Here is a 14447-nt window from a genome sequence, read left to right as displayed (position 1 = left end):
CTTCAATGACAAAGGCCTCGTCAGGTGGGAGACGAGGCCTGTATGGATCAGAGGATCAGGTCTTGGTAGACGTGATGAAGTCGGGCGGGGGCGGGCTGCCTGCGGACAGCGTCAGCACCTCGTAACCGGTTTCCGTCACGAGCACGGTGTGCTCCCATTGTGCCGACAGGGAACGGTCCTTGGTGACAATGGTCCAGCCATCTCCCAGGGATTTGATGTCCTTCTTGCCGGCGTTGATCATGGGCTCGATCGTGAAGATCATGCCGGGCTTGAGTTCTTCCAGCGTGCCAGGGCGGCCGTAATGCAGCACCTGAGGCTCTTCGTGGAACTTCTCGCCGATGCCGTGGCCACAGAACTCGCGCACGACCGAGAAGCCCTGGTTTTCGGCGAAAGTCTGGATGGCGTGGCCGATGTCGCCCAGGCGGATGCCCGGCTTGACCTTGGCGATGCCGCGCCACATGGCTTCGTACGTGACAGCGCACAGGCGCTTGGCCGCGATGGAGCCGTTGCCGACGATGAACATGCGGCTGGTGTCGCCGTGCCAGCCGTTCTTGATCACCGTGATGTCGAGGTTGACGATGTCGCCATCCTTCAACTGTTTGTCACTGGGGATGCCGTGGCAGACCTGCTGGTTGATCGAGGTGCAGATCGACTTGGGGTAGGGCTTGTGGCCGCCAGGGGCGTAGTTCAGGGGCGCGGGCACGCAGCCTTGTTCGTTGACCATGTAGTCATGGCAGAGCTTGTCCAGCTCTTCCGTGGTGACGCCAGGTTTGACGAAAGGGGTGATGTAGTCCAGCACCTCGGATGCCAGTCGGCCGGCCAGACGCATGGCGTCGATGTCGGCGCCTGTTTTGATTGTGATGCTCATGGACGCGAATTATCCGTATTTCGCGTGGGCTATGACGCGCACAGGGTAATCAGAAAGACATCGTTTTACGGCTTTTGTGGCTGGCAGCCGGTAAAATGCGCGTTTTTCCCGATGTCGTCGCCCTACGCACCACCTACGTGATGTCCATCCTGATGCACTTTGAAGGCGGCAACGCCTTGGCTCCTCACCAAGTTCAGGCCCTGCTGCCCAAGCTGCAAGCCATCAACCCTCGCATCAGCGGCGTGCATGCACGCTTCGTGCACTGGGTGGCCATGGACCAGGCCCTGCCTCAAGGCGAGCTGGACAAGCTGTCGGCCCTGCTGACCTATGGCGACGCCTATGACGGCCCCAAGGACGGCGATCTCATCGTGGTGGCGCCACGTCTGGGTACCGTGTCGCCCTGGGCCTCCAAGGCCACGGACATCGCCCACAACTGCGGCCTGGGCATCCGCCGCGTGGAGCGCGTGACCGAATTCCGCCTGACCGTGAAGGCCGGCGTCATCGGCGCCCTGATGGGGGGCGCCAAGGCCCTGGCTGTGCAGGATCTGCAAGCCTGCGCGGCCTTGCTGCATGACCGCATGACCGAAAGCGTGCTGCTGGCGCGCGACGAAGCCCGCCACCTGTTTGACGAGCAGCAGGGCGCGCCGATGGCGCACGTGGACGTGCTGGGCCAGGGTCGCAAGGCGCTGGAAGAAGCCAACGTGACCTTCGGTCTGGCCTTGTCGGATGATGAAATCGAGTACCTGGTCAACGCCTTCACCGGCCTGAAGCGCAACCCGACCGACGTCGAATTGATGATGTTCGCGCAGGCCAACAGCGAGCACTGCCGCCACAAGATCTTCAACGCCCAGTTCACGATCGACGGTGAGGCGCAGGATCTGTCCATGTTCGGCATGATCCGCAACACGGAAAAGCTCAATTCCCAGCACACCGTGATCGCCTACAGCGACAACGCCTCGGTGATGGAAGGCCATCAGATCGAGCGCTGGATGCCGGCAGGCTACACCAACGCCCCTCAGTACCAGGCCCGTGAAGAGCTGGCCCATGTGCTGATGAAGGTGGAGACCCACAACCACCCGACCGCGATTTCGCCATATCCCGGCGCGTCGACCGGTGCCGGTGGCGAGATCCGTGACGAAGGCGCCACGGGCCGCGGTTCGCGCCCCAAGTCGGGCCTGACGGGCTTCTCCGTCTCCAACCTGAACCTGCCCGGCACCAACGAGCCCTGGGAAGCCGTGAAGTTCGGCAAGCCCGAGCACATCGCCAGTCCGCTGCAGATCATGATCGAAGGCCCGCTGGGCGGCGCCGCGTTCAACAACGAATTCGGCCGCGCCAACCTGGGTGGCTACTTCCGCGTGTTCGAGCAGACGGTGGGCGAGGGCCCTGCGGCCATCCGCCGTGGCTACCACAAGCCCATCATGATCGCCGGTGGCATCGGCACCATCAGCAGCGAGCAGACCAGGAAGATCCAGTTTGCCGCTGGCACCTTGCTGATTCAGTTGGGCGGCCCCGGCATGCGCATCGGCATGGCCGGCGCGGCAGCATCGTCCATGGCGGCGGGTACCAACTCGGCCGCGCTGGATTTCGACTCCGTGCAGCGTGGCAATCCTGAAATCGAGCGCCGTGCGCAAGAGGTGATCAACCACTGCTGGGGCCTGGGTGCCAACAACCCCATTCTGGCCATCCACGATGTGGGTGCGGGCGGTATCTCCAACGCTTTTCCCGAACTGGTGGACGGCGCAGGCAAGGGTGCTCGCTTCGATCTGAGCAAGGTGCCGCTGGAAGAAACCGGCATGGCCCCGAAAGAGATCTGGTGCAACGAAAGCCAGGAACGCTATGTGCTGGCCATTGCCCCTGAATCGCTGCCCGTGTTCACCGAAATGGCCAACCGCGAGCGTTGCCCGTTTGGCGTGATCGGCGTGGCCACCGAGGCCTGCGAGCTGATCCTGGAAGACACAACCAAGCCCGAGTCCGACAAGCCCGTGGACATGCCCATGGACGTGCTGCTGGGCAAGCCGCCCAAGATGCACCGTGACGTCAAGCGCGTGCAGTGGGACGGTGGTGCCTTGGACCTGACCGGCGTCGCGCTGGACAAGGCTGCCTTCGACGTGCTGCGTCACCCCACCGTGGCCAGCAAGCGCTTCCTGATCACCATCGGTGACCGCACCGTGGGTGGCCTGAATTCGCGTGACCAGATGGTTGGCCCCTGGCAGGTTCCGGTGGCCGACGTGGCCGTGACCCTGGCTGATTTCAAGGGCTTTGCCGGTGAAGCCATGGCCATGGGTGAGCGCACCCCGCTGGCATCGGTCAACGCACCCGCATCCGGCCGCATGGCCGTGGCCGAAGCCATCACCAACCTGCTGGCAGCGCCCATCGAACTGCCTCGCGTGAAGCTGTCCGCCAACTGGATGGCCGCCTGCGGTGAAGCCGGTGAAGACGCGGCCCTGTATGACACGGTCAAGGCTTTGGGCATGGAACTGTGCCCCACGCTGGGCGTGTCCATCCCCGTGGGCAAGGACTCGCTGTCCATGCGCACCAAGTGGAGCGACAAGGGCGAGACCAAGTCGGTCACCGCACCTGTCTCCCTGATCGTGACGGCCTTTGCCTCGATCAGCGATGTGCGCACCACGCTCACTCCACAGTTGATCACCAGCGAGAACGGCCAGGCCCTGGACACCAGCCTGATCCTGATCGACCTGGGTGAAGGCAAGAAGCGCATGGGCGGTTCGATGCTGGCCCAGGTGCTCAACCAGTTCGGCAACGACGTGCCCGACTGCGACAACCCCGAGATGCTCAAGGCCACCGTGGCTGCCGTGAACGCCCTGCGCGCACAAGGCAAGCTGCTGGCTTACCACGACCGTGGTGATGGCGGCCTGTGGGCCACCGTGTGCGAAATGGCCTTTGCCGGCCATACGGGCGTGAGCATCAATGTGGACATGCTGGTCACCGAAGGCGATGGCATCACCGACAGCCGCGCTGACACAGGCGATTCCAAGAACTGGGCTGGCCAGGTGGGCGAGCGCCGCAACGAGCTGACGCTCAAGGCTTTGTTCAACGAAGAGCTGGGCGTGGTGCTGCAAGTGCGCACGGTTGACCGTGACGCCGTGATCCAGACCCTGCGTGAGCACGGCCTGAGCAAGCACAGCCATGTGATCGGCAAGCCCGTGCTGACAGGCGCTGCGAAGGATGAGGTGCAGGTCTGGCGTGATGCCAAGCCCGTGTTCGGCGCGCCGCTGGAACAGCTGCACAAGACCTGGGACGACGTGAGCTGGCGCATCGCACAACTGCGCGACAACCCCGCCTGCGCGAACAGCGAGCACGCCGCCATCGGCCTGCCCAACGACCCCGGCATGCATGTGGCGCTGAGCTTTGACCCGCTGGACAACGTCGCGGCGCCCTTCATCAACAAGTCGCGCCCCAAGGTGGCGATCCTGCGCGAGCAGGGCGTGAACTCGCACGTGGAAATGTCCTACGCCATGGCGCAAGGTGGCTTTGACACCTTCGACGTGCACATGAGCGATCTGCAAGCTGGCCGGGCTCGCCTGGATCAGTTCCAGGGCTTTGTGGCCTGCGGTGGCTTCAGCTACGGCGACACCCTGGGTGCCGGCGAAGGCTGGGCGCGCTCCATCATGTTCAACCCCCAGTTGGCAGAACAGTTCGCCGCCTTCTTCGGCCGTCAGGACACTTTCGCCCTGGGCGTGTGCAATGGCTGCCAGATGCTGGCCGCACTGAGCCCCATCATCCCGGGCGCGCAGGATTGGCCCAAGTTCACCCACAACAAGAGCACCCGCTTTGAAGCCCGCCTGAGCCTGGTCGAAGTGCTGGAAAGCCCTTCGATCTTCTTCGAAGGCATGGCCGGAAGCCGCATGCCGATCGCCGTGTCGCACGGTGAAGGTTTTGCCGACTTCTCGCAGCGTGGCAACGCCGCCCAGGTGCACAAGGCCATGCGCTTTGTCGACAACACCGGTGCGGCCACCGAGGTGTACCCGTTCAACCCGAACGGTTCGCCCGGCGGCCTGACCAGCGTCACCACCGCCGACGGTCGCTTCACGGCCATGATGCCGCACCCCGAGCGTGTGTTCCGCAACATCCAGATGAGCTGGACCAGCGGCAACAAGAGCGATGCCAGCCCCTGGCTGCGCATGTTCCGCAATGCGCGCAAGTGGGTGGGTTGACAGGGCCTGCCTGTTGATCGTCAGGGGCTCGCCAGAGCCCCTTTTTCATGGGCGATTGGTGACGACACCCGCGAATGAATGGGTGAAAAGCATGGGATGGCGGCCGCGGCGGGGGAATACACCACGATAGGCCGGGATTCGCATAACGGACAATAGAAAGCTTGGCGCAGCCCACGTTTCGAGCCCGTTTTCAAGATGTCCCATACCCGTTACGAGGTGAGCTTCACCGGCAATGTAGAGACTTACCGCCCCATCTGGCGCAAGAACATGCTGCTGTTGTTGTTGACAGCGGGTTTCGCCTTGCCCTGGGCGCTGGTGGGCAGCCTGCGTTATTTCTACCAGAACACGCACGTGGCGGGCGCCAACCTCGATTACCACGCCAACCCGTGGAAGATGTTCGCCGGCAACGTGATCGGTACCGTGATCCTCAACGCGATCTACTATGGCATCTCTTTGACCGGGCCTTACCAGATGATGGGCGTGGCCGCGATGCAGATCCTGACCGCCGCGTTTCTGCCCATTGGCTTGCATGGGTTTCTGGAGTTTCAGCTCATGCACACGAGTTGGCGCGGTCAACGCCTGAGTCTGGCCGCCACGCCGGCTGATGCGATCAAGGCCATGGGCTTGCCAACGCTGCTGTACATCGTGGGTGGCGTGCTGGCGGTGTGGGCCGTGATCGCGGGCATGGGCGGTCAACGGGTGCAGTCGTATGTGCTGGGTGCATGCGCGGCTGCCGCGTTGTCCGTCGCTTTGCCATGGGTGTATGTGCAGTTCAAGCGGTATCAGCATCGTCATGCAGCGCTGGGCGACTGGCGCAATGAACAGGGACAGACCTTCCGCCCGCGCGATGCCATGCGCGTGACCTTGCGCACCGGGTTGCTGGCCTTGCTGGCCTTGTTGCTGGTGATCCTGCCCCTGATCTGGGGGCTGTCCGAGCTCGTCGGGCTGGATTGGGAGACGGTGGCTCGGCTCAAGCAGAACGAGCACCGCAGCGAAAGCATTCGGCTGGCGCTGGTCCTAGTGCCGGGCATCTTCCTCGGCATCGTGATGATGATGGCCTTGCCTTACCCCTACCTGAGCGTGCAGTTGCAGAACCGGCTGTGGTCGGACACGGCGCACAAGCAGATCCGCTTTGACAGCGCGGTACCAGAGGGCGAACTGCTCAAGCTCACCCTGCGCAACTGGCTGCTGATCGGCTGCACCCTGGGCTGGTATTACCCGCACGCAGCGATCAGCGAGGCCAGGCTGCGCTTGCGGTCGGTGTCGGTGTGGATCAAGCCAGAGGTGATGGGCGATCTACAAGACAAGCCCGCAGCGGCTACTTCCTGACCTTCAGCAAGAAGCACCCCGTCGCGTAAGACAAGCTGGGGTCGCCCGCCCTGAACATGTTGGCGATCACGGTGGGCAAGGGCACCTTGTTCAGCGCCTCGTGGCGCACCAGCTCGAAGCCGAGCTCGGCAAACATCTCTTCGTAGTCGTAGTGGCGCAGCCGGTTCTGGTAGTGCACCTTGTGGTTGTACTTGCTGAACTCCTTGTCGGAAAAGCTCAGGAAATTGAGCCTGGAGATGGATTTGTCCGTGTGGGCATAGTGATCCGAATAGTCGATCACGGCCGAGATCAGGCCGCCCGGCCTGATGATGCGCCTGAGTTCGCTGAAGATCTGCACCAGCGATTCCCGCGGTATGTGCTCCAGGGTGTTGGTGGACACACAGGCGTCAAATGTGTTGTCGTCGAAGTCTGTCCGGCTGGCGTCATAGGGCGCCTTGTAGGTGATGTTGTAGAGGTCGCGGATGTCGGTGAGCGAGTGAACCGGCTTGAACCAGCCACGTTTGAGGTGGGCGATCTTCCTGGCGGCTTCATTGAAGAGGTCGATGTCCAGCATGTTGACGATGTCGACCACGAACTGCCCGCGCGTGTAGTCCGACAGGTAGATGTTCTGAGCCAGATTCTTGCCGGCTCCGAACTCGATCACCAGGGGTCTGGGCAGGCTCGACAGGTTTTCCCGGTGAACCAGCCAGTTCTTGTTGATGTCAGGTATGTCCACGCGGGCCCGGCGTGTCACGTATTTCTGCAGCAGGAACAGGACGCTGTAGAGCGAATACATGTCAATGACGCGGAACGCGGACGACTTCAGTTTCCAGTGGATGTTCATGCTGTGTCCCATCGTCAGGATGTAGGGTCGAGCCAAGGCATGCGCGTGCGCAAAAGCGACGAGCAAGCTGCTGAACCTCTGTTGTGGACGGTGTCTGACTGCACGCCCGCAAAAGATGGGCGCAAAGAGAAAGACGCAGGCACCCGTTCCGGAGCGGGTGCTGGTGCGTCAACAGCAGTGAAGTGGGCACAGTGAAAAGTGCCTGTGGTGCTGGACTACGACGGACCAAGGATACGCTTTGATGCCCGCGGTGCCATCCCTAGAACGACACCCCTAACTGGCGCTGGCCTCACCCCAGTAGTGATACGAAACGAAGCGTGGCCCGGGCAGGTAGCGCGATTGCGTGGCCGCGCAGAAGCCCGCGTCCTGGAGCAGCCGGGGGATGTCACGATCAAGCATGCAGCCGCCAGCGAGCTTGCTCCAGTAGGGCTGCAGGCGGGTCTGCCAGCGCGCTACGTTGGCATCGGGCGCGCGCCCGTGCTCGGAAAACAGCAGCTTGCCGCCCGGTTTGAGCACGCGCCGCATCTCGGCCAGCGCGGCGGCTGGATCCGGGATGGTGCACAGCGTATAGGTGCACACCACGGTGTCGAAGCTGGCGTCGGCCACGGGCAGCTTCTCGGCAGACAGGCCGATGAGCTCGACGTTCAGGCCTGCTCGTGCGATGCGCTTGTCGGCCAGGTGGTGCATGCGCAAGGCCGGGTCCACGCCGACGATACGGGTCACGCGTGTCCGGTCATAAAAGGGAATGTTGAGGCCGGTGCCCATGCCCACTTCCAGAACCTGCCCATGCGCCTGCGGGATGATCTTTTCGCGTTGCCTGGCCACCGGGCGGATGCCACAGGCCATGTCGATCAGGTAGGGCAATACGTGCCGGTCGTACCAGCTTTCATGGATCATGGTCTACCACCCTTCAGCAAGGGCAGCAGGGCTTGCGCGAGCAGGGGTGCCATGTCGATGGCGTTGCTCTCGTGGGCGATGCAATCGGTGCTCCACACATGGCGCACGCCAGCGGCCTTGATGACCGCCAGCGCGTCGCCGGCAAACAGGGCGTGGGTGACGGCGACGTCCACAGACAGCGCGCCGGCTTGCAGCAGCAGGCGGGTGGCACCAGCGAGTGTGCGGCCGGAACTGGCCACATCGTCGAGCAGCACCACGGCTCGCTGATGCACATCGACCCTGGGCAAGGTGATCTCGACATCCTTGTCGCCGTGGCGTTCCTTGGTGCACACGCCATGGTCAAAGTGAAAGGCCTGGGCTGCGGCCTGGATCCATTGGGCGGATTCGGCGTCCGGGCCGATCAGCAAGGGCTTGTCATGGTGGCGTGCAATCAACTGGGCCAGCATGGGCGCGCCGGACAGGCTGATGGCGTGCTCCAGCTGAATCGCTTCCTTGAGCGTGGCGATGCGGTGCAGGTGGGGGTCTACCGTGATGACGGCATCAAACAGGTCGGCCAGGAATTGGCCCACCACTTTCTGGCTGACGATTTCACCGGGATGGAAGGCGATGTCCTGGCGCATATAGGCCAGGTAAGGGGCCACCAGTGTGATGTGGCGGGCGCCCAGTTCACGGGCCTGGCGCGACACCAGCAGCAACTCGATGAGTTTGTCGTTGGGGCGGTCCAGGCTGCGGTAGATCACGAGCTGACCGGGCAAGGCGCCGTGGGCATCCAACGGTAGCCGCAACCTCAGTTCATCGTCCGGGAAACGGTGAGTGGCCACGCACGCGGCTTGCATGCCGCATGCCTGGGCCAGGCGCTCGGCGGCTGCCTGTTCGTCGGCAAAGTAAAGCAGGAGAGCGCTCATGGTGGCAGTGTGTGGTCAGAACTCGACGAACAGGCTGGGCACCTCGGATGGCAGGCCCAGGGTGAAGCCGCTGCTGCGCTCGCAAGCCTGGCGGGCAAATTCGAGGTCGGCAGGATAGGCCGCGTACACACGGTACAGCGGTTCGCCCGCCTTCACAGGCTCGGCCAGCTTGCGCAGCAGATCCACGCCAGAGCCCTGCACCTTGGGCGCGCCCGCCAGACGGGCGATACGGGCCAGTTGCAGGTTGTCGATGCTGGTGACCACGCCATCGCCAGGTGCAAACACGTCGAAGCTCAGTGGTGCCAGTTCGGGCTGTTCGGGGTCGAAGGGCTTGGCGCCTTGTGCCTCGATGATGGCCATCATCTTGTTCAGTGCGCGACCAGAGTCCAGGATGTCGCGTGCGATCGCGTAGCCATCACCGCCGCGCACATCGGGGTCGAACTCCAGCATGCGGCCTGCCAGGCGCAGGGCCTTCTGGCGCAGGTCGGCCGGGGCGCGCGGGTCGTTGCGCAATACGCGCATCACATCGCGTGCTTCCAGCACGGGCCCGATGCCATTGCCCACGGGCTGTCGGCCATCGGTGACGACCACATCCAAGGTGAGGCCCAGGCGGTTGGCCACGAACTCGAAGAGCTTGCGCAGTCGCTGGGCTTCCGGCATACCCTTGACCTTGGCCGTCGGGCCAACCGGAATGTCCAGCAAGAGGTGCGTGGAGCCAGCGGCGATCTTCTTGGACAGGATGGAGGCCACCATCTGGCCAGGCGAGTCGATCGACAGGGGGCGCTCGACGGCAATCAGCACGTCATCGGCCGGCGACAGGTCGCTGCTGCCACCCCAGGCCAGGCAGGCGTGGTGCTCGCGGACGATGTCCCACAGGCGCTCGAATGGCGGCTCGACATTGGCCAGTACCTCCATGGTGTCGGCGGTACCGGCCGGCGAGGTGATGGCGCGAGAAGAGGTTTTGGGGCACACCATGCCGTGCGCCGCCACGATGGGCACCACCAGCATGGATGTGCGGTTGCCGGGGATGCCGCCGATGCAGTGTTTGTCCACTACAGGGTGTTCGCGCCAGTCGAGCTTGCGGCCAACGGAGGCCATGGCATCCGTGAGGTAGTAGACCTCTTCGCGATCAAGCTCGCCCTGGTTGGACGCCACCACGAAGGCGGTCAGTTCGATCTTGGAATAGCGGTGTTCGGCGATGTCGCGCACGATGGCGCGGAAGTCGTCCTGTGTCAGGCGTTCGCCAGCGATCTTGCGATGCAGTGCCGGGATGGAGGAGGGCGGCTCGGCCTGGCTGATGCGCGAGGGGTGCCCGCTTTCCACACCCAGTTGCACGAAGGCGTCTTCGGACACGCCCAACTCATCGACACCCACGATGCAGGGATCGTCCACCACATTGAGGCTGGCGAGGATGCGTTTGCCGTTGGCCCGAATCTCGACCTTGGACAGGGCCTGGAAACCCTCGGCACGGTAGATCGCGCAGTCCCGGTGCAGGTAGGCGACGTTTTCGCGGTAGGTGTCGATGGCCACCCGCTTGAGCTTGAGCAGCGGTGCGGCGGTGGTCTCTTTGGATTCGGTGTTCGTGACCATGGAGGGAACGGTTGTTTGACTCAATCGTACCCCCCACGGTAGGGCTGTCGTCAAGCCGGGATCAACTTCACCGTGAAACCTTGAGCGTTCTCGATGATCTTGATCAGACGATCGATATTGGGGTGCTTGCCGGGGTTGGCGCGGGAATCCGCGGTGTGCTCTGCATAGATATCCAGGCCTTCCTGGGCGGCGGCGGCGTTGATGCTGCCATGCTTGTCAGCCAGGGCGGCATACACGGCGAGCGAGCCGGCCTGACCGGGCTTGTTTTCGATGGTGGCAGACACGTTGCCGGCGGCATCGATCAGTTGCAGGGCGGCCAGGTGGGCCACGGGCGGGAGTTGTTTGAGGTTGTCGGCGAAAGCCATGTTGAGTCGCTCCTGGGGCAAGGGGCGCTATTTTGCCGCAGGTCGTGAGGCGCGTTCAGGCAGGCTGCGTCAGGGCTTGTGGCAGTTGTTGCCGTCTGGCCATGATGGCCGCCCAATCCAGGATCTCCAGGCTGCCATCCGGGTGCTCAACGAGGGCAGTGAGGCTCTCCACCCAGTCGCCATCGTTGCAATACAGGATGCCGCCGATGTCGCGCATCTCGGCATGGTGGATGTGGCCGCACACCAGGCCATCGACGCCGCGTTTGCGGGCTTCGCGGGCCAGGGCCTGCTCGAAGTCGCCCACATAGCTCACCGCCCGTTTGACCTTGAGCTTGAGGTATTTGGACAGTGACCAGTACGGCAGGCCCATGCGTGCCCGCCAGGAGTTGAGATGCCGGTTGAGCTTGAGCGTGAATTCGTAGAGCGTGTCGCCCAGCAAGGCGAGCCAGCGCGCGCACTGGATCACGCCGTCATACAGATCGCCATGGGTGACCCACAGCTGGCGGCCATCGGCGGTGGTGTGGATCCATTCTTCGGCCACCTCCACGCCGCCGAATGAATGCTCCAGGAACTTGCGTGCGAACTCGTCGTGGTTGCCCGGGATGAAAATCACGCGTGTGCCTTTGCGCGCCTTGCGCAGCAGCTTTTGCACCACGTCGTTGTGAGCCTGCGGCCAGTACCAGTTGCGGCGCAATTGCCAGCCGTCGATGATGTCGCCAACCAGGTAGAGCGTGTCGCACTCGACGTGCTTCAGGAAGTCCAGCAAGGCATCGGCCTGGCAGCCCGGGGTGCCCAGGTGCACGTCGGAGATCCACGCAGCGCGCACGCAATGGCTGGGCGATTTGTCCTCGTCGTTCGCCGAATGGCGGCGGCGTCCCGGGCTGGACAGCTGTCCAGCAGGCGATGTCAAGGCTCTCAGCAAAGGGGCGTTGATCCAGGGCCGCATGTGCCCATGTTGAGCAAGGCGTGTGACAGGCGCGCGACCGTACGGTGACGTTTTCGCTCAGATCAAGGGATGGTGCAAACGACTAGGCGGATGTCAGCAATCGGAGTAGCCTGAAAACATACCCACTTCACTCAAGGATCGCTCATGTCGCACTATCACGCCGTTGTCTGGGTGGACCATGCCCAGGCCCATGTCATGCACATCAGCCCAGATGATGTGGAAAAGTCGGTGGTGCACCCGGCGCGGCCGCACCAGCACCTGCATCACAAGCGCGGTTCGATCGGCAGTGGTCACGCCGCAGAAGATCGTGATTACTACCATGCGATCGTTGAAGCACTGGCCGGCGCGAGGGAAATCCTCATCGTCGGCCCCGGCAAGGCCAAGCTGGAGTTGCTCAAACACGCCCAGGGGCATGACCCGGAAATCGGGCAGTTGATCGTCGGCATCGAAACCGTCGATCACCCGACCGATGGCCAACTCGTGGCCTATGCCCGCAAGTACTTCGCCGCCAAGGACCGGATGCTCTGATCAGACCTTGATCAGGCATTGGATCAGGCGTTCGGCCTGGCCTTGTAGAACTGGATCGGTGCCGCCGGGATCTGGTTGAGCACCGACTTCTTGATCTTGCCCACCACATGCATTTCGCAGGGCTTGCAGTCAAAGCGCAGCGTGAGCTTTTCCTTGCCGTTGATCAACTGCAGGGGCTCGGCCCTGACCGTGCCCTGCACACCCGTCACACCCTTGGCCTGCTTGGGGCACAGGCTCAGCGAGAAGCGCACGCAGTGCTTGGTGATCATCAGGCTGACTTCGCCCAGCTCTTCGTGGCTTTCGTACGCGGCGTCAATCACCTTGACGCCGTGTCTGGCATAAAAGTCGCGCGCCTTCTGGTTGTACACATTGGCCAGGTAGCTCAAGGTGTCCTCAGGATAGGGCACGGGGGGCTCGACCGCCGGCGTGCGCTGGGGCCGGATGTAGGCTGCAGCGCGTGCCGCTTCGAGCGCGTTGATGGCGTCGCGGCGCAGGGTGTTCACGGCGGATGCGGGCACGAACCACGGCTGGCTGGTGGCGAGCGTCACATCGTTGGCCGAGAAGATGGTGGTACCCAGCTTGCCCAGGTTCTCGCGCAGGCTGGTTTCCGATTTCTCGACGTTCTGCGGGGCCTGCTTGTCGCAGGCCACCGAGGCTTCTCCCACGTTGCCGTTTTCGTCGGTCACGGCCAAGTGCAGGCCATCTGCGGTGTCACTCAAGCTCATCCACACGCCAATGCGGCGCTCGGATGACTTCTTGCTCAACTGGTTTTCCCAGGAGCGATCGCCATTGCGGTTGATGGCCACGCCGACCTTCAGGTCCTTGAGCGTGTCCATGGCCTCGTTGGGGTACACACGCCAGATGCGGCCGGCCTTGCCGATGGGCTCGACCACATTGAGCTTCATGCCAACGATGTCTTTGGTGAGCGTCAGGTAGTTGATGCCGTCACCATTGCTCATGCCCGAGGCTTGTTGTTCCTCGTTCAAGGCGATGTCGAACCACTTGTCGCCGACCTTGGCCACCTCGCCCAGTGGCAAGCCCAGGAACTTCGGTGATTCGAACGCGCCGATGTCTTCCTTGCGGCCATTGACGAAGTAATCGGTGGCTCCACGGTTGAAGTTGCGATCCGGATCGGGCTGGAAGTAGAAGGTGCATTCGCCCGAGGAGGACGGTTGCAGTTCGGGGCGCGCCTCCAGGATCTCGTCGAGCAACATGCGGTAGTGCGCCGTGATGTTCTTGACGTAGCCCATGTCCTTGTAACGGCCTTCGATCTTGAAGGAGCTCACGCCGGCATCGATCAGGGCATTGAGGTTGGCGCTCTGGTCGTTGTCCTTCATCGACAGCACGTGCTGTTCGAAGGCCACGACCTGACCCGCGCCGTCCATCACGTTGTAGGGCAGGCGGCAGGCTTGCGAGCAGTCACCCCGGTTGGCACTGCGGCCCGTGTGCGCGTGGCTGATGAAGCACTGGCCGCTGTAGGCCACGCACAGGGCGCCATGGATGAAGAACTCGATGGCGCAATGCGTGTTGGCCGAGATGTCGCGGATCTGATTGAGCGTGAGTTCACGCGCCAGCACGATCTGGCTGAAGCCGCTGTCTTGCAGGAACTTTGCCTTTTCAACCGTGCGGATGTCGGTCTGCGTGCTGGCATGCAGCTGGATGGGAGGCAGATCCAGCTCCAGGACGCCCATGTCCTGCACGATGAGGGCATCCACGCCCGCGTCATACAGCTCCCAGATCAGCTTGCGTGCCGGCTCCAGCTCGTCGTCGCGCAAGATGGTGTTGAGCGTGGTGAAGATCTTCGCGTTGTAGCGGTGGGCATGGGCGACCAGGCGGGCGATGTCCGAGACCTCGTTGCTGGCGTTGCTGCGCGCACCAAAGGACGGCCCACCGATGTAGACCGCGTCCGCGCCATGGTTGATGGCTTCGAAACCGATCTCGACGGTTCGGGCGGGGGCAAGCAGTTCAATTTCGTGGCGGGCGAGGGACATGTGGCAAGGCGCGAAAGAGCAAACCGCCGA

11 protein-coding genes are annotated in these 14447 nt (G+C 63.1%); 3 read left to right on the top strand and 8 right to left on the bottom strand.

Annotated features, from left to right (window positions below; genetic code table 11):
- Positions 1-55: 55 nt before the first annotated feature.
- Positions 56-868 (bottom strand): type I methionyl aminopeptidase, encoded by an 813-nt coding sequence (gene map / locus VFW93_RS18530; RefSeq protein ID WP_329695428.1) that lies wholly within the window; start codon positions 866-868, stop codon positions 56-58.
- Between the two features lie 140 nt (positions 869-1008).
- Here map and purL point away from each other — a divergent pair, with 140 nt between their 5' ends.
- Together purL and VFW93_RS18520 are read left to right on the top strand one after the other, a co-directional pair.
- Positions 1009-5043: a phosphoribosylformylglycinamidine synthase gene (gene purL / locus VFW93_RS18525; protein WP_329695450.1), complete on the top strand. Its 4035-nt coding sequence runs from the start codon at positions 1009-1011 to the stop codon at positions 5041-5043.
- 195 nt (positions 5044-5238) lie between these two features.
- A complete protein-coding gene (locus VFW93_RS18520; protein WP_329695427.1) occupies positions 5239-6372 on the top strand; it encodes a DUF898 family protein in 1134 nt (377 codons plus the stop codon).
- Here the strand turns inward: VFW93_RS18520 and VFW93_RS18515 are convergent.
- The 6 genes from VFW93_RS18515 to VFW93_RS18490 all read right to left on the bottom strand — a co-directional run bounded on the left by VFW93_RS18515 (position 6362) and on the right by VFW93_RS18490 (position 11898).
- A complete protein-coding gene (locus tag VFW93_RS18515) occupies positions 6362-7195 on the bottom strand; it encodes a class I SAM-dependent methyltransferase (protein WP_329695426.1) in 834 nt (277 codons plus the stop codon). The genes VFW93_RS18520 and VFW93_RS18515 overlap by 11 nt on opposite strands.
- 273 nt (positions 7196-7468) lie before the next feature.
- Positions 7469-8092, bottom strand: coding sequence for a class I SAM-dependent methyltransferase (locus VFW93_RS18510; protein ID WP_329695425.1), 624 nt, complete (start codon positions 8090-8092; stop codon positions 7469-7471).
- On the bottom strand, positions 8089-8997 hold the full coding sequence (locus tag VFW93_RS18505; protein ID WP_329695424.1) for a ribose-phosphate diphosphokinase: 909 nt from the start codon (positions 8995-8997) through the stop codon (positions 8089-8091). The genes VFW93_RS18510 and VFW93_RS18505 overlap by 4 nt, the downstream gene beginning before the upstream one ends.
- A 15-nt stretch (positions 8998-9012) precedes the next feature.
- Positions 9013-10587 carry a thymidine phosphorylase family protein gene (locus VFW93_RS18500; protein ID WP_329695423.1) on the bottom strand — a complete coding sequence of 525 codons (1575 nt, stop codon included), beginning with the start codon at positions 10585-10587 and terminating at the stop codon, positions 9013-9015.
- A 50-nt stretch (positions 10588-10637) separates the two neighbouring features.
- Positions 10638-10952: a DUF2322 family protein gene (locus tag VFW93_RS18495; protein WP_329695422.1), complete on the bottom strand. Its 315-nt coding sequence runs from the start codon at positions 10950-10952 to the stop codon at positions 10638-10640.
- A gap of 55 nt (positions 10953-11007) precedes the next feature.
- Positions 11008-11898: a UDP-2,3-diacylglucosamine diphosphatase gene (locus VFW93_RS18490; protein ID WP_329695421.1), complete on the bottom strand. Its 891-nt coding sequence runs from the start codon at positions 11896-11898 to the stop codon at positions 11008-11010.
- A 144-nt stretch (positions 11899-12042) separates the two neighbouring features.
- Here VFW93_RS18490 and VFW93_RS18485 point away from each other — a divergent pair, with 144 nt between their 5' ends.
- Positions 12043-12426, top strand: a complete 384-nt coding sequence (locus VFW93_RS18485) for a translational machinery protein (protein WP_329695420.1) — start codon at positions 12043-12045, stop codon at positions 12424-12426.
- A gap of 23 nt (positions 12427-12449) precedes the next feature.
- Here VFW93_RS18485 and VFW93_RS18480 read toward each other — a convergent pair whose 3' ends face one another.
- Positions 12450-14417 carry a U32 family peptidase gene (locus VFW93_RS18480; RefSeq protein WP_329695419.1) on the bottom strand — a complete coding sequence of 656 codons (1968 nt, stop codon included), beginning with the start codon at positions 14415-14417 and terminating at the stop codon, positions 12450-12452.
- Between the last annotated feature and the right edge of the window lie 30 nt (positions 14418-14447).

The sequence above is a fragment of the Aquabacterium sp. genome (assembly GCF_036279675.1).
Classification (GTDB): Bacteria; Pseudomonadota; Gammaproteobacteria; order Burkholderiales; family Burkholderiaceae_C; genus Aquabacterium.
The sequence above is the reverse complement of the archived record's forward strand: the minus strand, read 5'-3'. Positions and strand labels throughout refer to the sequence as shown.

Coding starts and splice junctions, on each gene's coding strand:
- map (WP_329695428.1), bottom strand. CDS start 868: ATGAGCATCACAATCAAAACAGGCGCCGACATCGACGCCATGCGTCTG.
- purL (WP_329695450.1), top strand. CDS start 1,009: ATGTCCATCCTGATGCACTTTGAAGGCGGCAACGCCTTGGCTCCTCAC.
- VFW93_RS18520 (WP_329695427.1), top strand. CDS start 5,239: ATGTCCCATACCCGTTACGAGGTGAGCTTCACCGGCAATGTAGAGACT.
- VFW93_RS18515 (WP_329695426.1), bottom strand. CDS start 7,195: ATGAACATCCACTGGAAACTGAAGTCGTCCGCGTTCCGCGTCATTGAC.
- VFW93_RS18510 (WP_329695425.1), bottom strand. CDS start 8,092: ATGATCCATGAAAGCTGGTACGACCGGCACGTATTGCCCTACCTGATC.
- VFW93_RS18505 (WP_329695424.1), bottom strand. CDS start 8,997: ATGAGCGCTCTCCTGCTTTACTTTGCCGACGAACAGGCAGCCGCCGAG.
- VFW93_RS18500 (WP_329695423.1), bottom strand. CDS start 10,587: ATGGTCACGAACACCGAATCCAAAGAGACCACCGCCGCACCGCTGCTC.
- VFW93_RS18495 (WP_329695422.1), bottom strand. CDS start 10,952: ATGGCTTTCGCCGACAACCTCAAACAACTCCCGCCCGTGGCCCACCTG.
- VFW93_RS18490 (WP_329695421.1), bottom strand. CDS start 11,898: ATGCGGCCCTGGATCAACGCCCCTTTGCTGAGAGCCTTGACATCGCCT.
- VFW93_RS18485 (WP_329695420.1), top strand. CDS start 12,043: ATGTCGCACTATCACGCCGTTGTCTGGGTGGACCATGCCCAGGCCCAT.
- VFW93_RS18480 (WP_329695419.1), bottom strand. CDS start 14,417: ATGTCCCTCGCCCGCCACGAAATTGAACTGCTTGCCCCCGCCCGAACC.